The sequence below is a fragment of the Limnothrix sp. FACHB-881 genome (genome assembly GCF_014698135.1).
Classification (GTDB): domain Bacteria; phylum Cyanobacteriota; class Cyanobacteriia; order CACIAM-69d; family CACIAM-69d; genus CACIAM-69d.
On the sequence record NZ_JACJSN010000010.1, the window covers coordinates 1 to 15,954 of the forward strand.

The 15,954-nt window shown below is 54.5% G+C and carries 11 protein-coding genes, 1 other RNA gene and 1 pseudogene; 9 read left to right on the plus strand and 4 right to left on the minus strand.

Features of this window, described 5'->3' with window-relative positions; translation table 11 throughout:
- From H6G52_RS10835 to H6G52_RS10845, 3 genes and pseudogenes are all read left to right on the plus strand, one after another.
- Positions 1–117 (plus strand): annotated as a pseudogene (locus H6G52_RS10835) (IS1 family transposase); the annotation flags it as partial.
- 18 nt (positions 118–135) lie between these two features.
- Positions 136–1,809, plus strand: a complete 1,674-nt coding sequence (locus H6G52_RS10840) for a SpoIIE family protein phosphatase (protein ID WP_190528254.1) — start codon at positions 136–138, stop codon at positions 1,807–1,809.
- A 4-nt stretch (positions 1,810–1,813) separates the two neighbouring features.
- Positions 1,814–2,254 carry an anti-sigma regulatory factor gene (locus tag H6G52_RS10845; RefSeq protein WP_099534557.1) on the plus strand — a complete coding sequence of 147 codons (441 nt, stop codon included), beginning with the start codon at positions 1,814–1,816 and terminating at the stop codon, positions 2,252–2,254.
- Positions 2,255–2,418: 164 nt separating this feature from the next.
- Here H6G52_RS10845 and H6G52_RS10850 read toward each other — a convergent pair whose 3' ends face one another.
- Entirely contained in the window at positions 2,419–3,201 is a 783-nt protein-coding gene (locus tag H6G52_RS10850; RefSeq protein WP_099534558.1) for a YebC/PmpR family DNA-binding transcriptional regulator, read from the minus strand.
- A gap of 192 nt (positions 3,202–3,393) precedes the next feature.
- Here H6G52_RS10850 and cobN point away from each other — a divergent pair, with 192 nt between their 5' ends.
- The 3 genes from cobN to H6G52_RS10865 all read left to right on the plus strand — a co-directional run bounded on the left by cobN (position 3,394) and on the right by H6G52_RS10865 (position 9,826).
- Complete coding sequence (gene cobN / locus H6G52_RS10855) at positions 3,394–7,308, plus strand: cobaltochelatase subunit CobN (RefSeq protein WP_190528256.1); 3,915 nt, start codon at positions 3,394–3,396, stop codon at positions 7,306–7,308.
- 573 nt (positions 7,309–7,881) lie between these two features.
- Positions 7,882–8,403 (plus strand): universal stress protein, encoded by a 522-nt coding sequence (locus tag H6G52_RS10860; RefSeq protein WP_190528258.1) that lies wholly within the window; start codon positions 7,882–7,884, stop codon positions 8,401–8,403.
- 568 nt (positions 8,404–8,971) lie between these two features.
- Positions 8,972–9,826, plus strand: a complete 855-nt coding sequence (locus H6G52_RS10865; protein ID WP_099532753.1) for an MBL fold metallo-hydrolase — start codon at positions 8,972–8,974, stop codon at positions 9,824–9,826.
- A gap of 106 nt (positions 9,827–9,932) precedes the next feature.
- On the opposite strand, the gene H6G52_RS18910 is transcribed toward H6G52_RS10865, so the two are convergent.
- Positions 9,933–10,769 (minus strand): 5-formyltetrahydrofolate cyclo-ligase, encoded by an 837-nt coding sequence (locus H6G52_RS18910; RefSeq protein ID WP_190528260.1) that lies wholly within the window; start codon positions 10,767–10,769, stop codon positions 9,933–9,935.
- Between the two features lie 362 nt (positions 10,770–11,131).
- Here H6G52_RS18910 and H6G52_RS10875 point away from each other — a divergent pair, with 362 nt between their 5' ends.
- The 3 genes from H6G52_RS10875 (at position 11,132) to ssrA (ending at position 13,679) form a co-directional block, all read left to right on the plus strand.
- Positions 11,132–12,454 carry an FAD-dependent oxidoreductase gene (locus tag H6G52_RS10875; protein ID WP_190528262.1) on the plus strand — a complete coding sequence of 441 codons (1,323 nt, stop codon included), beginning with the start codon at positions 11,132–11,134 and terminating at the stop codon, positions 12,452–12,454.
- Between the two features lie 162 nt (positions 12,455–12,616).
- Entirely contained in the window at positions 12,617–13,003 is a 387-nt protein-coding gene (locus H6G52_RS10880; RefSeq protein ID WP_190528264.1) for a DUF423 domain-containing protein, read from the plus strand.
- 277 nt (positions 13,004–13,280) lie between these two features.
- Positions 13,281–13,679, plus strand: a transfer-messenger RNA (tmRNA) gene (gene ssrA / locus H6G52_RS10885).
- 174 nt (positions 13,680–13,853) lie between these two features.
- Here ssrA and H6G52_RS10890 read toward each other — a convergent pair.
- Complete coding sequence (locus H6G52_RS10890) at positions 13,854–14,900, minus strand: low-complexity tail membrane protein (RefSeq protein WP_190528266.1); 1,047 nt, start codon at positions 14,898–14,900, stop codon at positions 13,854–13,856.
- Positions 14,901–15,080: 180 nt separating this feature from the next.
- The gene (locus H6G52_RS10895) at positions 15,081–15,908 is read right to left on the minus strand and encodes a glutathione S-transferase family protein (RefSeq protein ID WP_190528268.1); all 828 of its coding nucleotides are present in this window, start codon (positions 15,906–15,908) and stop codon (positions 15,081–15,083) included.
- Between the last annotated feature and the right edge of the window lie 46 nt (positions 15,909–15,954).

Here is a 15,954-nt window from a genome sequence, read left to right on the forward strand (position 1 = left end):
TATTTCAACTGGATTTGGCAGCATAGTCGTTTCAAAACCACGGCTGCTGAACGAGCGGGATTAGCGACTAGGGCATGGACTTGGCATGACATTGCTACCTATCCCACATTAATCTGATTCACTACCCTCAAATTGATGGTGGTTGATGACGAACCGGATAACCTCGATTTGTTGTATCGAACCTTCCGTCGCGACTTCGCGGTTTATAAGGCTGACAGTGGTTTCAATGCCTTGGAAGTGCTCGATCGCGACGGGGAAATGGCCGTGATCGTCTCAGACCAGCGGATGCCGGGCATGAACGGCACTGAGTTTTTGAGCAAAACCGTCGATCGATTCCCCGACACGATCCGCATTATTCTGACCGGCTACACCGACGTAGAAGACCTCGTAGGAGCCATCAACTCCGGTAAAGTTTTCCGATATCTGACAAAGCCCTGGAGTCCCGACGAACTCAAATCCGTCGTGAACCAAGCGGCCGAAACCTATCGTGTGGTTAAGCGCCGCACGAACGAGTTAAACAGGGCCCTGCGCCGCGAATCCCTGTTTAACGCCATGATGAGCGCAATTCGGGAATCCCTGAATTACGACAGCATGTTGCCCACCATCGCCCAGACCATCACCACCACCCTGAACGCCCATTGCGCCTTGTTGCAGCCCGTGGAAGGGGGGCAAGCCAAAGGAGAACCCCTGCGCTACCCACTCGATCGGGATGACTGGAGCCTGACCCACGAAGACGGGCAATTGCGGGATCCGGTGCAAGCGGCCCTGGAGCACTTGACCATTCAGCAAACCCAAGTCAACACCGATGGCAGCGACAGCCCAGGGGGAGTCATCGATGAGTTGCTCATTCCTTTGGTCTATCAACAGGAATGTTTGGCCCTGTTGTCCCTGGTGCGCCAAGGACAACCCGGCTGGCAAACCGATGAAGTGGCGTTGATTTCGGAGCTGACAGAACAGGCGGCCTTGGCCCTTTCCCAAGCCCGTCTGTATCAGCGCACCGAAGCCCAAACCCAGCAGTTCCGCATGGAATTGGAAGTGGCGCGGCAGGTGCAGGCGGACTTGTTGCGCCAACATTGGCCAGAAGTACTCGGGGTGCGTGTGCAGGCGGAATGCCAGCCCGCGCGCGAGGTGGGGGGCGACTTTTTTGAAGTCTTTATCCATCCTCAGGGGGATGTGTGGTTAGCGGTTGGGGATGTGTCCGGAAAGGGGGTTCCGGCGGCCCTATTTATGGCCAGTTCGATCTCTGTTTTGCGCCAAGAGCTGGCTCGGGCAGAGTCTCCGGAGCCAGATGAAGCGATTCGGCGGCTGAATCGGGCCCTGTTTGAAAATTTGTTTAATAGCAATCGATTCATTACGATTGCCCTAGCACGCTACACTCCCAGCACGAGACGCTTGAGCTATGCCAACGCGGGTCACGTCTACCCCGTGGTTTGGTCGCCCCAGGTGGTTCAGGAAAAAGTCCTGGCCGGTGGCGATCTCAAGGAAATTGAGCCAACCTATCTCAAGGCTCGGGGAGTGCCGCTGGGTATCTTGCCGGAGTGGAAAGGTACGGGGGGGGAACAGACTCTAGAGCCAGGGGAGGCTCTGCTGATGGCTAGTGACGGAATTACGGAAGCAACAGTGGCGAACATACAACTCCCGGGAACAAGTTTGGTGAACGGTTCAATGTTGCAACAGGAGGGCCTGTGGGAACTGTTGAAGCAACAAGGAAGCCCGTTTGATCTCAAGCGCTTGTTGGCGACCTTGCAACAGGTTGCGCCCGACGAGCAAGAAGACGACCAGACCCTACTGCTGCTGGAGGTTCTGTAAACCGATGAGAACTGAAATCCAAGTCCCAAGCAACTTGAAGTTTCTAACCATTGTTGAGCAGTGGTTACTCGGTTCCCTGGAAATTGAGCTAGGCGATCGAGTGGATTGGGCCCGCCAGTCAAACCGTCTGCGGCTGGTGTTGGCGGAGGCCTATTCCAATGTGGTGCGCCATGCCCACAAGGATCGCCCCCACCTGCCGGTGGAGATGTCGGTGGAGGTGCAGGATCGGGAGCTGGCGATCGAGATTTGGGATCGCGGCCAGGGCTTCAGTTTGGATAATTACCTGCCGCCAGTGCCGGAAGCCAAGCAGGAAAATGGCTATGGCTGGTTGATTTTGAACCGGCTGATGGATCGGGTGGAATATCGGTTGCAGGTGGATGGCAAAAACTGCCTGGTGCTGTTGGCGACGTTGCCCCCTCGGGAAGAGTCCCAATCCAAAAACTAGGACTACAGGCTCAAAAACTAGGACTACAGGCTATAGGGCTACAGGCCAGTGGACTACAGGTTAGTGGATCGAACAGTCCGATCGGGTCAGTGATGGGGTTTAGTCTGACTCCTGAGCGATCGCCCATGCTCGCCTGCGATCCTCCCGATTGTGGGGCCGATCGCCTAAGCCATCACTTCCGCCATCAGATCGTCGGTCATTTCAAAGTTGGTGGCGACGCTTTGCACGTCGTCTAAGTCTTCGATCGTGTCCATCATTTTGATGAGGGCTTTGGCTTGATCGCGATCGGTCACGGCGACGGTGTTGGTGGGAAACCAACGAGTTTCCGATTGCCACACCCGAAAGCCACGCGCCTTCAACACTGATTCCAAATTTTCCAAGTTATCTGGGGCTGTTTTGACTTCAAACCCCACGAGGTCAAATCCCTTTTGGTCTTGGCCAGAGAAGGGATCATAGGATTCTCCTTCCCCCTCGATCGAGGCTTCCAGCAGCGCATCTTCCTCGATCGCCTCGCCCACGATGGTGACCACGCCCTTGTTTTCAAACATCCAGCCCACGCAGCCGGTTTCCCCCAGGTTGCCGCCGTTTTTGCTGAAGGCCACGCGCAGGTCAGCAGCGGTGCGGTTGCGATTGTCCGTGAGGGCTTCAATCAGCACGGCCACGCCACCGGGGCCATAGCCCTCATAGCGAATGGCTTCCAGTTCCGCCCCTTCCCCCGCCAACCGACCGGCTCCCTTGGCGATCGCCCGATCGATGTTGGCATTGGGCACGCCGGCCGCCTTGGCCTTGTCGATCGCGGTTCGCAGTTGGAAATTACCGGTAGGGTCCGCACCACTGCGGGCCGCCACAATAATCTCCCGCGACAGCTTGGTAAAGACACTGCCGCGCACCGCATCCACCCGGGCCTTTTGGCGCTTAATGTTTGCCCATTTACTATGTCCGGCCATGGCTCCAACTAAATCGATGAAAGATTGAACGAACCCAGGACTAAGATCGGTCTTTGGCAAGACAAATCAAAGATCGCCTTGAAATTTTAAGGGCCGATGCGATCGAACGGGATTAAGTTGCCCAATTTTCTAAACGCTCTTGTCTAAACGCTGCTCATTGTTCCACTAGCGCTCACGACGATCAAAAGACCAATGCATAGGATTGCTGCGTTGCCCGGTGGCTGGGAACCGAATACAGAAGGCGTTATTTTTGTTGAGCAAACTCCGGCTCCGATCATTGTTTTGACGGCCAAAGATACGGATATTCAAACACTGTCGATCGCCCGTCGATCGCTGCCGGAAAATTTCCCAGCCATCCGTGCCACTAACCTCTTGCAACTGCAACAGCAACTGACGATCGATACCTATGCTGAGGACGTTTTGTCGCAAGCGCAGGTAATTGTTTTGCGCTTGTTGGGGGGCCGTGCCTATTGGAGCTATGGGCTAGAGGTGGTGCGAGATCTAGCTGAGCGATCGGGCATTGGGCTGTTGGTTTTGCCCGGAGACGATCGCCCAGATCCTGACTTGGTTTCCCACTCAACGGCTCCCTTAAGTTTGTGTGACCAGATTTGGCGCTATTTGAATGAAGGTGGCGTAGAGAATGTTCAAAATGCACTCTTGAAGTTATCAGATACCTATTTTCAAACGCAATATCAGCCTCCCAACCCTCAGCTGATCGAACGTTGGGGGCTTTACCAATATCCTAAAAATAATGCTCTTGAAAGCTCATCAGTTTCTAAACCGATTGGAACCGTTGGAATTGTTGGAATTTTATTTTATCGAGCCTATTATCAAGCGGGAAACTTAGCGGCGATCGATCAACTATGCCATGCCCTGTTGGCGGTGAATTTGCAACCATTGCCCATTTACGTGGCTTCGTTGCAAGATTCGGATATTCAGGAAGAAGTGGGTTCTGCTCTGAAATCTCAGGCGATCGACCTGTTATTGGCTTCAACGGGATTTGCAATCACCAAGGCCCAATCTACCCTTGGCCAGGCGCAACCCCACTCCCTTTGGCAGCGGTTAAATGTGCCTGTTTTGCAAATTATTTTGAGCAGCGGAACCCAAGATCAATGGCTCGCCAATCAGCAAGGGTTATCCCCTCGAGATATGGCAATGCAGGTGGCGCTGCCGGAGGTGGACGGTCGGGTGGCAACTCGGCTGGTGGCTTGCAAATCGGTGCAACAGCGCGATCGAGATTTAGAAACAGAAACGATCGCGCTTGAACCCATTCCCGATCGCTTGGATTTTGTGGCAAAACTGGCGGCTAATTGGGTGAAGTTGCGGCGATCGGCTCCTGGCGATCGCCCGATCGCTATTGTGTTGGCCAATTATCCAAATCGAGATGGGCGCTTGGCCAATGGCGTTGGCTTAGATACGCCCCAAAGTTGTGTTGATTTTCTGTGGGCTTTGGCGCGATCGGGCTATGACTTGGGTGATTTAGAACAATTGCCAACAACCGGTGACCAACTCATTCAGCAACTGACCCAAGGAACGACCAATGATCCTGAGGGCTGGACGGGGCGATCCATTCGCCAATATCTATCATTCACGAACTACCAAACCTGGTTTGAAACCTTGCCGATCGAGGTGCAAGAGTCCATCAATCAGCGCTGGGGATCCCTGGCCAATCCGAAACCGGATCATGAGCAATGGTTTCCCAAAACGGTGATTGAAAAAGAGCCGGTGATTCCCATTTCAGGGTTGCAATGGGGCAAGGTTTTTGTGGGCATTCAACCAGCCCGAGGATACGATCGGGATCCTAGTTTGAACTATCACGCGCCAGACTTGGAACCCACCCATGAATATTTAGCGTTTTATGAGTGGTTGCGATCGCAATTTGCCGCTCAGGCGATCATCCATTTTGGGAAGCATGGCAATTTAGAATGGTTGCCCGGAAAAGGCATTGCTCTCTCAGAGAATTGCTTCCCAGAAATTGCCCTTGGGCCGGTTCCTCATTTTTATCCATTTATTGTGAATGATCCTGGTGAAGGCTCGCAAGCCAAACGACGGGCTCAGGCGGTAATTTTAGATCACCTAACCCCACCATTAACTAGGGCAGAACTGTATGGTGATTTGAGCTTAATTGAGGGACTGATTGATGAATATTATGAAGCGCAAAGTTTAGATCCCAAGAGAACTCGGGTGATCGCTCCTAAATTATTGAAACTGATTGAAGATAATCAGCTTGATCGGGATCTCAAAACCAAACTAGGAGCTGCTAATTATTCCTTAACTCAGGGATCAAACTCAGCTCAGATCGTTCTCGAAAACCAATCAGCCATTGAAGATCTGATCGCCGCTCTGGATGGCTATCTTTGCGAACTGAAGGAAGCCCAAATTCGGGATGGCTTGCATATTTTTGGGCATTGTCCCACGGGCGATCAATTGCGTGATTTGACCGTGGCGATCGCCCGTTCTGCCCAAGGCGGCCAAGGAGGCCTGACGCGGGCGATCGCCCAAGATTGGCAACTGAGCTTCGATCCCCTCACAGCCGATTGGGGCGATCCGTTGTCGGAGGTCGATCGCTTGCCCCACCTAGCCACCTGCCGCACCTTGGGAGACGCGATCGCCGTTCTGGAAACCCAGGCCAGCGAAGCCGTGGCGGCCCTCATTGCCGATCGCCCCTGGCCGTCCGTGGGATCCCACACGGATCAGGCTTTGGCTTGGGTGAGCGATCGGCTCCTGCCCGCCTTGCGCCAAACCCCCCAGGAAATCGATCGGCTCTTGCAGGGACTCAATGGCGAATTTGTGCCGCCGGGGCCATCGGGGGCCCCCAGCCGCGGCCGCGCTGACGTGTTGCCCACCGGCCGCAATTTCTATTCGGTGGATTTGCGATCTCTGCCCACGGAAAGCGCTTGGGAAGTGGGGCGTAAGGCCGCCGACACCCTGATTGAACGCTATGTTCAGGAAAATGGCGATTATCCAACCACCCTCGGGTTGTCGGTTTGGGGCACTTCCACCATGCGCACCGGAGGCGATGACTTAGCGGAAGCGTTGGCGCTGTTGGGGGTGCGGCCCCGCTGGGATGGGGCGGCGCGGCGGGTGGTGGGGGTGGAAGTGTTGCCCCTGTCCGCGATCGGGCGGCCCAGGGTGGATGTGACCCTGCGAATTTCTGGGTTTTTTCGGGATGCCTTTCCCAACCTAATTGAACTGTTCGATCGGGCGGTTTACCTGGTTGCCGCGTTGGATGAAGTCGCCGCCGACAACCCGATCGCCCAGCGTGTGCGTCAGGAAACCGCCCAATGGCAAGCCAGCGGCCTGACCCAGGAGCAGGCCAGCACCCGCGCCCACTACCGCATCTTTGGTTCCAAGCCCGGAGCCTACGGCGCAGGCCTTCAGGGCCTGATTGAGGCTCAAAACTGGCAAAGCGACCAGGACTTGGCCCGGGCCTATCTGAACTGGAGCAGCTATGCCTACAGTTGTGCGGGTCGTTCGGGCCCCGTCAGCGGCGATGCACCCAGCAATGGCCTGGCGGCCCCAATCGGGCGATCGGCCCCGGAAGCCTTTGAGCAGCGATTACGGGAAATGCAAGTGGTTTTGCAGAACCAAGATAACCGCGAGCATGACCTTTTAGACTCCGATGATTACTATCAATTTCAAGGGGGCTTAACGGCCGCCGTGCGCGTCATTTCCGGGCAACAACCCACCGTCTATTTTGGAGACCATGCGCAACCCGATCGCCCCCGCACCCGATCACTTGCGGAAGAAATTGCCCGAGTGTATCGATCGCGCGTTGTGAACCCCAAATGGATCGCCTCCGCCATGCGCCACGGCTACAAGGGAGCCTTTGAAATGGCCGCCACCCTCGATTATCTGTTTGCCTACGACGCCACGGCTCGCTGTGTCGAAGACTTCATGTATGACGGTGTGGCAGAGGCTTATCTGCTCGATCGCACTGTTCAGGACTTTGTGCGCCAGAAAAATCCCTGGGCCCTGCGGGATATGGCAGAGCGTTTGCTAGAAGCCCATCAGCGCGGTTTATGGATCCCTGCCGATCCCCAACGGTTGGATCAACTGCAAGCGATCGCCCTGGAAGCGGAAGCCGACCTAGAAGCTCGCTCATAGCACGAGGGCGATCGGCTATTTCACAGCTCAAGAATTTCCATCATTCTTGCTGATGCCTACTGTTTTAGAGGCTTCTAATTGCCATCAATCTTCATAAAAGACCGAGCTTTTCTTGAAGGAGAAATTCAATGGAATCAAAAATTCTCGCCAGACTATACCCTTAAATTATATCCTGGCAGAAAATATTGACTTGCATCTGGATTTGAATGTGGATTCAAAAATAGCCAAGATAAAAAATAAAATGCATCTCATTAATCAAAAAACAAACAATAACCCAGATGGTGAATTTATTGATGAATTTAATTGACTACAAAATAATAGAACTTGCTGCTCGTGGAATTATCAATAAATATGGCAACTTCTAGACATTGAATTGAGAATCAGAGACACTAGAGATGGTTTCTAATTCAGCCTGAAACTTAACAAGCACTTAACTATTTTTTGGTATGACTAAATTCGGCGATCGCTGATCATTCTGGGACGGCCCCGGTTTTGATTTACAGCGATCCCTCGTTAACTCTGGCTGACGCGGCCCGCTTTTTTGATCCCAGCCAGCCTTCAAGGAGCCTAGCCATGTATCACAAAATTTTGATTGCCATTGAAGATCCTTCCGTTGACCATGCTCCTTTTCGTCAGGGGATTGACCTGGCTGAAAAACTAGGCGCGTCGGTCATGTTGCTGCATGTGCTGTTCCCCGGCGAAGGCAATGCCCCTATGCCCCCCGGCGACGATTTATTTTTTGTGCCGGCTTTTCTGCCTGATGATGCTTTGTTGCAGCGCTATCACGAGGCTTGGCAATCCTATATTGACCAAAATCTACAACAGCTCAAAGTTTTGGCCGATGTGGCCGCAGAACGCCAAATTCCCACCGAGTGGTCGCAAAACCACGGTTCGCCCGGTAAGGTCATTTGTCAGCTTGCCCACACCTGGGAAGCGGATTTGGTGGTGGTGGGGCATCGTCGTCAATCGACGCTGAGTGAGCTATTCATGGGCAGTGTCAGTAACTATGTGCTGCACCACTGTCCCTGTGCGGTTTTGGTGACCCAGGAAGTATCGGAGGAAGCCAACTCCAGCAAACCGGTGGCTAATCCGTAGGCTTGTTGCAGCGCCAGAGAGGCCCGGAACCAGCGCCCGATTAGAAAGTTGGGGTTCAATTGTTTCGGTTGCTGGAATCTTTTGACGCTGGCGATTGAGCCAATTTTGGGTTGAAGGTTAGGGTGGGATGGCCAAAATCTGAGCTTGGGTGCAAACATGCGCTAGATTTTGGCCGGCTCCCGATAATTTGCACGGAACAGCGCGATCGGGAATGGAACTAGGTAGTTAGTGCCCATCCTCGCGGTCTATGCTAGGCTCAACAGGAGGTGTTCTGGGGCCATAAGTTTGCCTCATAGCATCGGGCAATTTGCGTTAAGCATTCTCAGCAAACCCTCGATCCGCACGATCAGTCACGATCAGCTCAGTGATCAACTTAGTGTTAGTGATCAACTCAGATCCGCAGCGATTAGGCTTTTCAACCGATCGCGCAGCTCGATAACCCTGGCTAGAGAATACTCAGTTGCTCGATTGGGTCAGTGCCTTGGTGCTGCACTCACTAAGAGAATTGCGATCACCTAGCCCGTCCAATCCGGATCTGCTTGCTCCGGTCTTGTTTGATGTAGGCAATATGGAGATTGCGCTTTCACCCGATTTTCTAGTCCGTTTCTGGGGCGTGCGAGGCAGCATTCCTGCACCGGGCAAGTCCACTGTGCGGTATGGCGGCAACACGTCCTGCGTGGAGTTGTGTGTTGGCGGGCGGCGCTTAATTTTTGATGGCGGTACGGGCCTGCGGTCTTTGGCTGAGTCAATGGCTCCTGGCGAAACGCTGGATGCTTTTCTGTTTTTCACGCATTACCACTGGGATCACATTCAGGGTGTGCCGTTCTTCGCGCCCCTGTTCACGCCGGGCAATCGGCTGACGGTGTATGGGTGCCAAACGAATACGGGCGAGCCGCTGAAACATCATTTTTGTGATCGAATTCTGAATCCCCATTCCCCAATTCCCGTGGGACAGATCAAGGCGGAGGTTGATTTTTATGACCTAACGGCTGGGGATCAGTTTGTGGTGGATGGGGATATTGAAATTGAGACGGGGCTGCTCAACCATCCCAACGGAGCCATGGGCTACCGGATTACCTGGAACGGAAAAACGGTGGTCTATGCCACGGATACGGAGCATTTGCCCGATCGAATGGATGAGCACGTGGTGCAACTGTCTCGCGAGGCAGACGTGCTGATTTACGATGCCATGTACACCGATGAGGAATACAACAACCCCCGATCGTCCAAGGTGGGTTGGGGTCACTCCACTTGGCAAGAGGGAGTCAAGTTGGCGGAAGTGGCGGGCGTAAAGCATCTGGCGGTCTTTCACCACGAGCCAAACCACAGCGATGATTTTCTGGATGAAGTGGAACGGCAACTGAAGGAGCGATCGCCCGATTCTTTCCTGGCTCGTGAAGGGATGGAATTCAAAATTCCCTGACTGAAAGCAGACAAAGGATTTCAGACGCATTAATCGCATCAACACTGCGCCTGACCCAGCATGACTGAGTCAGGCACGATCCAACTTGGAAATCACAACGGAACAATTAACCGCCGCTGACCGGTGGAATTAAAACCAGTTCATCCCCATCCCGCAGCAGGGTACTATCGGGCACAAACTGAAAGTTAATGCCGAAGCGGGTCATGTTTCGCCAATGTCCCAGGTTGGGATGCTTTTGGATCATCAGATCGCAAACTTCACCGGCCGTGATGCCAGCGGGCAATTCCCAAATCAGCTCTGATTTGCTGAATGTTTCTTGATAGACGGCAAAAAGTTTGATCGTGATCCGAATGTGGGTGGGGCCGTGGGATTGGGGGTGAATCACCTGGCTTTCGGTGCAAAAGGCTTCAAATTGCCGATCCCAAGGATCCGTGGGTAGCGCGTCCAATAGGGCAAAGTCGAAACATACGCCGATCGTGTGGGTATTGGAGCGCACCTCCGCCAACAGTCGATCGTAGTACCCTCCCCCGTAGCCTAGCCGATAGCCCAGGCGATCGGCCCCAACGCAGGGGGCCAAAACTAAATCCGCCGCCGTTGGTTCCACCACGGGCGCATCGCTAGCGGGTTCCTGAACCCCATAGGCCCCCGGTTCCAGCGGTTCACCCGGTTGCCAGCGATGCCAAATCAGCAATTCCCCTTGGCAACGGGGCAACACCCAAATTTTGTTGCGTCCCAACTCCGTTTGCGCCAAGGGCAAAATATCCGGCTCCAAACGATGGCTCACATAGGCAAAAATCACCTGTGCTGTTTGCCACTCTGGGAGGGACTGGATCCGATCGCGCAGGGCCGTGCTGAGGTTGTGCCATTTGTTTTGCGGCATAACCTGGCGTTGCAGTAACAGCGCTCTACGTAGCGGCTTTTTTTCTGGATTGGGACGATACATGGCAGAGCGGACCCAATGCAAGCGCGGGTCTTCGATGGTAACCCAATTACCGGGCCCGAATCATGGGAATCAGTGGGTAATTCAGGAAGATTAATGGAGATGGCTAGAAGCTACCGTTGATTGCCTCTGGTCAACTTGGAGAGGGCTAATCCAGGCCTGGAGTTGGCGGCCTATCCTGGAAAAAAAGAGCGGTAAAGGGTGGCGCGTTGGCCATGAAGCGCGATCGATTCTTGCGGTTAATGCTGGGTGGTGTGGCCGGTGCTGGTCTGGTGAGTTGTGGTCAGGGATGGGGGCTGAATGCTCAACAATCGTCATCCAAACAAGTCCCATCAACACAGTCCCCATCAACACAATCCTCACCAATGACAGGGCTAACGCAGGCTGACTCGTCCCGCCGGGTCTTGATTATTGGGGCGGGAATTGCCGGGTTGGCCGCCGCCCGTCAGTTGCGATCGCGCGGATGGGATCCAGTGGTGCTGGAGGGGCGCGATCGGGTCGGGGGGCGTTTGTGGTCTTTGCGACCCTCGGCCCTGAAGGGGGTGGCGCTGGATTTGGGAGCCAGTTGGATCCATGGCATCCAGGGCAACCCGATCACCGCCCTGGCTCAGCAGTGGCAAATTCCCACCGTGGCCACGGATGCCGAAAATCAGTGGCTTTATGACTGGGATGGTCGGTTAGTGGATGATGCCCGGCACGATCGCCTAGAGCAGGTGTTAGAGCAGGTGTTGGCTCAACAGAACCGGTTGCGGGAAAAGCGTTCCACCGATCGCCCACTGCTAGCGGACTTGCAAGCCTTGGTTCAGCGGGCTAACCTCACGGCCGACGATGAACGGGCGGTTTGGACATTACTGAAGGGGTCGATCGAGCATGAATATGCCGGATCGATGGCGGAGCTATCGGCCAATGAGTGGGATGCGGGCGACGGTTTTGAGGGGGCAGATGTGCTGTTCCCCACCGGCTACGACTCGATCGCCCGTCGCTTATCCAGTGGTTTGACATTGCAGCTCAACCAGGTGGTGCGCCGAATTGAGCATGATCAACAGGGAGTCAAAATCACCACCGATCGCGGTGAATGGGTTGGGATCGCGGCCGTGGTGACCTTGCCGATTGGGGTGTTGCAGTCGGGTCAAGTGACCTTTGCCCCGGCCCTGCCCGAGACCCACCAAAGCGCCATCAATCGACTGGGAATGGGCATTCTGAACAAAATCTATTTAGAATTCCCTCGCTCCTTTTGGCCCTCAGAGCCGGATTGGATCGGGTTTGTTTCCGATCCGCCGGGTCTGTGGAATGAGTGGGTGAATTTCCAGCGGGTCAGCGATCGCCCCATTTTGCTGGGGTTTAATGCGGCTCAACAGGGCCGCGAGCTGGAAGCTCTCAGCGATGGGCAACAGGCCGCCAGTGCCCTCAAGGCTCTGCGACGGATGTTTGGCCCCAAAATTCCTGACCCAACGGCGGTTTGGGTGACTCGTTGGGGGCGTGATCCCTTTGCGGGCGGCTCCTATTCCTTCCTGCGAGTGGGGGCGACCTTGCGCGATCGCGGTCAACTGACCAAACCCGTGGCCGATCGCCTGTTTTTTGCCGGGGAAGCCACCTCTCGCAATCACGCGGCCACGGTTCACGGAGCCTATCGATCGGGTCAACGGGCTGCGGATCAGATCATGGCAATTCATCACGCTTCTGCCTAGGTTCTGCCTAGCAATTCACGGCCCTGAATCTGAATTGGTTAAATTGCGAGAGCCTTTGGCTGGCTTTCATCCCGATTGCTTTGTGCTTGAGTATGGCTTTCGGAATTAAGGGAAGGCCGAATTCATTAAAATTCGGTGTCAAGAAAATTCGGTGTGAATCAAATGGAACGCTGGTTTTTAGGTGGGGCTGGATTTTTAGGAGCAATGGCGGTGGCGGCTGGGGCCTTCGGCAGCCATGTATTAGCGGAAAAACTGAGCGATCGCGCCTTGGCGATTTTTGAAACGGCTGCCCGCTATCAACTCATCCATGCGCTGCTGTTGGGGCTGGTTGCGGTGGCGATGGGCGCGATGCCCAAACCCGTGGCCCCGAGCCTCCCGATCGCCGGGGTGTCTGCCCTGCTGGGGATGGTGCTGTTCAGTGGCAGCCTTTATGCCCTCAGTTTCGGTGCGCCCAAAATTTTGGGTGTCATTACCCCGATCGGGGGTGTGGGTCTCATTGTCAGTTGGCTCGCGTTTGGGCTGGCAGCTTTCCAGGGGGCAAAACCGTAGCCACCAGTAGGGAAATTTCGCCCCGATCGCCCGATCTCCCTTGCCCGATCGCCCGCCAATCGCGATAGAATACAGGAGCATTCAACGATGGTTATCTACTCCCATAGCAGCCAGCTCAAGAGCACCTAGGAACAAATTAATTGGGAATGCACTAATTAATGCCTTGATTCCTGAAAGCTCAACTTAGTTTGCTGTTGCCCTCCTGGAATGGCCGTTGCCAAACCTAGCTTGGGGCGATCGCAACCCTAAAAACGCTGGAAAACACTGCTAACACCACGGGGCTGTCACGGTTTCGACGTGCTGGGAACAGGTACTGAGTGATGCAGGCCGAGAGCGGGCTAACTCTCGTAAATCAATGGCTCAAAAAAGTAGATGCGAACAACATCGTTCCTTTCGCTCGCAAGACTGTGGCTGTTGCCTAAGTTTTGTAACACCTCTAACTAGACGGTTGAGCACTCGCTGTCCGACTCCGTTAAGGTCACCGAGTTTAACCCCAACGGATGCGCTGTCCGGTCTTCTTCGGTTGGCCTGCTAGCAAAGACTTTAATCGAGGCATCCTACCGCTAGGGATTAAGTAGCGGTCCCTGTCTCAAGGGTCAACGAGACTAAGCCTGTGAATGAACAAGGTATAACTACTTGGTGCGGACGATGGGTTCGACTCCCTCCAGCTCCACTCCGTTACGGTTAGTCACTGATTGCTAATCAGAAACTGGTTACCTAAAAGCCGGTTATCTGGTTAACAAGCCAACGCATTAACTCACTCAAAACCCGACTTGGCATTGCGCTAGGTCGGGTTTTGCTTTTGTTCAACTTTTTGTTCAACCAAACTGTTTAAACCGATGCCCTGAACCTAGTAGCCGTCGCCATCATTACCGCCATCGCTGTGGCTGTCACTATCGCTGACCATATCGCCCCAATCATCATTATCGGCGGTTTGGTTTGCTGTTTCGGGATTGCTGGTCGCTTCGGTGGGTTCTGGTTCGGTGGAGTCTGGTTCCGTAGACTCGATCGGCTCAGGTTCCGTAGACTCGATCGGCTCAGGCTCCGTAGACTTGATCAACTCAGATTCCGTAGACTCGATCGCCTCAGGAGACTCGCTCTCCTCAACGGCCGCCGAATCCGTCACTAATTCAGAAGTAGCCAATAGCTCAACCGTGCTCGCTGGCTCAGTGGCATCCAGTGGCTCGGGATCACCAGGACTCGGCAGATTCTCCGGTGCGATCGCGGCGGCCTCTTCCTGGGGCGCATTGGTGGTTTCTGGGGGCGTTGCTGACTCTGGTTCAGGAACCTTGGCGGGCGCGGCCACTGGGGCATTTTCCAAATCTGGTAAGACTTTGGTGAGCCGGATACTGAGGCGCAGGAAGCTGCTGGGAACGTTGCCAACGGGAAAAGGCTCGATCGCGCTGAAGGCGGTCTGCGGAGTGAGCAACACCCACAAAGACACGAGGGCAACGGTGAGCAGCAGGCTGCCCAAAAGCGCTCCCAACCACACCACCAACAGCCCGATCGCCCGTTGATCCAGGGGGGCAATTTCCGCCGCCAAGGGGGAGAGTTGATCCAGCCGTTGCAAAGCCCAAAGCACCAAAAGGGACGCAATCAGCGCGATCGCCTTGGTTTCCCAGCCGGCCCAGCGTTGCAAAATTCGTTGCTGCGTTTCGTTGAGGCGATCGGCCCGCAGGCTCACCAGCAAAACCGAAAAGGGATAAAACGGGCGCAACCACTGCATGGCCACAATCGGAGCAGTTCCCAACAGCCCCACCAACAGCCAGTCCCAGCCACCCGGCAGCAGAGGATCCCCCGCCGCCAGCCCCAGTAAACACAACTCCGCACAGAGGGGCAGCGCTGCCAACCCCGCCAAATGCACCCAAAGATACGGATCGCGTTTTGGCCCCTGCACGATCGACCTCCTTCCCTCTCTGTTTGATTCGTTCTGTGTGTTAGTTGCTCAGCCGGTTGAATAAAAGCCGGTTGAATCAAGGCTGTTTTAATCAAGACCGGTTTCATCAAGGCTAGTCCAGACCAAACTGATTGGACTACGGCCAGTTGAATGACGGCTGGTTTGATCAAAATTCATTCATCAAAGTTCATTCATGGACAACCCGATCGGCCCTGCTTCTTCAGCGAAGGCGCTATCCAACGGCTGGGCAAGCTTTGTAACCAGCATAGACGCTTTCTGCTCGGTCTCCCTGTCGGCAAAAAAGCGTGCTGACATGCGCTGGTAGTGGTCGCAGAGGTTGGTTTTTTGGCGGGCAAAGTCCACGATCGGGCTGGAATAGGGTGGCTCAATGAAATTCCCGATGTGACCGTAGGCTGTGGCATCCAGCGTGGTTGGGCGATCGCCCATAAAAAAGGGCTTATCGGCCAGAAAATCTGAAAGGGCCTGCAAATCCGCCGCAATGAGTTGATATAAATCAGCGTCACTCAGTCGGCCCAGTCCCTGTTGCGTCATCTGTTGCAGAATGCTTTGGCGAAATTTCTCCGCAAAGGCCACGCTCTGGGCCTTGCTCCAGTGACTGGGAACCAGAGTCAAGACTAAGTTTTGATAGTCTTGCCAGTTTTCTTCATCGCGGTAGCGAATCGCAATTCCACCCCAGTAGAGATGTTCCTTAATCAGGCGACGGAAAGCCAGGGCGATCGCGCGATCAGCCTGGCTCAAACCGGCTTCCAAATCAACATCTTGGGTTTGGCGAAAGCGCTCAATAATTAACGCGGTGTCGCCCCATTTTTGCCCTGCTTCTTCAATAAAAGGAATTTTGCCATAGGGGGCCTGAGCCAGATCCTGAGCGGTGGCTAAGGCTGTTTGGTAGGGTAACTCGGCAATTCGTAACCAAGTTTCCAATTCCATGCAAGCCGGACTGACGCTAGCCAGCCCCCAACGGGACGGAGCAGTGTAGAGCGTAATCATTCAAAGCAATCAAAAACAGCAAAAATAATCAGCAGGCTCAGAATGG